Source organism: Cyclobacterium salsum (assembly GCF_010119245.1).
GTDB classification, from domain to species: Bacteria; Bacteroidota; Bacteroidia; order Cytophagales; family Cyclobacteriaceae; genus Cyclobacterium; species Cyclobacterium salsum.
Map to the genome: position 1 here is coordinate 2,501 of NZ_WNKG01000030.1, position 1,873 is coordinate 4,373.

Here is a 1,873-nt window from a genome sequence, read left to right on the forward strand (position 1 = left end):
CTTGCCGGTGAGGAGCAACTCGTAGGCTCATTATGCAAAAGGCACGCCGTCATCCTGACAAGTCAGGACTCCGACCGCTTGTAGGCGTACGGTTTCAGGTTCTTTTCACCCCGTTATTCACGGTACTTTTCACCTTTCCCTCACGGTACTCGTTCACTATCGGTCTCCGGGGAGTATTTAGCCTTACCGGATGGTGCCGGCAGTTTCAGCCGGGATTTCTCCCGTCCCGGCTTACTCAGGATACCCACTCCTCATTCATTCATTCCCCTACGGGACTATCACCCCCTATGGTCCGACTTCCCAATCGGTTCGGGTCTGAATCAACTCAGATTATTGGGTCCTACAACCCCCTGACGGCCGTAACCGGCAGGGTTTGGGCTGTTCCGCGTCCGCTCGCCGCTACTGACGGAATCACTATTTGTTTTCTCTTCCTATGGGTACTTAGATGTTTCAGTTCCCCACGTTCGCCTTGATCTATAAATAAATCAATATCCTAATCACTTAGGATGGGTTGCCCCATTCGGACATCTGTGGATCAATCCGCCTGTGCCGGTCCCCACAGCTTTTCGCAGCTTGGCACGTCCTTCTTCGCCTCCCGGAGCCTAGGCATCCCCCGTACGCCCTTATTCACTTAAACTCCCTCCGTGCCCTTTTGCAAACACGAAGGGGTATTTCCAGCTTACCACTACTCACGTAGCAATAAACTCATTGCATTCTCCGCTCAACATGTCAATGAACTTTTTGATAGCGCTTATGCTATCAATGGTTATTCAATTTTGAATAATAAAGTAACGAACCTTTTGCTCATTAAATTAATTTTTTCTAAGTGGAGGATAACGCCTGCCTGCCGTCAGGCAGGGATTCGAACCGTTGACCCTCCCGAATGTGTCGGGATGCTCTAGACAGCATTCCTTGCATTCCTTGTTTTTACAAAACTCCTTGTGAGTTTAATCTTTCTAAGTGGAGGATAACGGATTCGAACCGTTGACCCCCTGCGTGCAAGGCAGGTGCTCTAGCCAGCTGAGCTAATCCCCCTAATTTCTATCTTCCCGGTTTCTAGCAGCTGACCCTCCCGACGTAAGTCGGGATGCTATAGACAGCTGAGCTAATCCCCTGTTTGTTTAATTTCCCGGTTTCTAGCAGCTGACCCTCCCGACGTAAGTCGGGATGCTATAGACAGCTGAGCTAATCCCCCTAATTTCTATTTTCCCGGTTTCGAGCGGCTGACCCTCCCGACGTAAGTCGGGATGCTATAGACAGCTGAGCTAATCCCCATGGTTTTTTATTCCCCCGGTTTCGAGCAGCTGACCCTCCCGACGTAAGTCGGGATGATAGACAGCTGAGCTAATCCCCCTAATTTCTATCTTCCCGGTTTCTAGCAGCTGACCCTCCCGACGTAAGTCGGGATGCTATAGACAGCTGAGCTAATCCCCTGTTTGTTTAATTTCCCGGTTTCTAGCAGCTGACCCTCCCGACGTAAGTCGGGATGCTATAGACAGCTGAGCTAATCCCCTGTTTGTTTAATTTCCCGGTTTCTAGCAGCTGACCCTCCCGACGTAAGTCGGGATGCTATAGACAGCTGAGCTAATCCCCCTGATTTTTTATTTCCTCGGTTTCGAACCGCTGACCCTTCCGACATAAGTCGGGATGCTATAGACAGCTGAACTAATCCAACACTGGGTTGCTAAATAAAGTGGGCCTGCGTGGACTCGAACCACGGACCTCTACATTATCAGTGTAGCGCTCTAACCACCTGAGCTACAGGCCCCTAATACATTAATTAATGAAGTAGTAGGTAAGACAGAAAAACAATCCTGATTCCAGAAAGGAGGTGTTCCAGCCGCACCTTCCGGTACGGCTACCTTGTTACGAC

Annotated in this window: 2 tRNA genes and 2 rRNA genes (1 of these 4 only partly in view); all 4 read right to left on the reverse strand. The window is 49.9% G+C overall.

Annotated features, from left to right (window positions below):
• Nucleotides 1–637, reverse strand: a 23S ribosomal RNA gene (locus GJS45_RS23470) (it extends 2,271 nt beyond the left edge of the window).
• Between the two features lie 324 nt (nt 638–961).
• Nucleotides 962–1,035: transfer RNA gene (locus GJS45_RS23475), tRNA-Ala, on the reverse strand.
• 659 nt (nt 1,036–1,694) lie between these two features.
• Nucleotides 1,695–1,768: transfer RNA gene (locus GJS45_RS23480), tRNA-Ile, on the reverse strand.
• Between the two features lie 56 nt (nt 1,769–1,824).
• Nucleotides 1,825–1,873 (reverse strand): 16S ribosomal RNA (locus GJS45_RS24185); the annotation flags it as partial.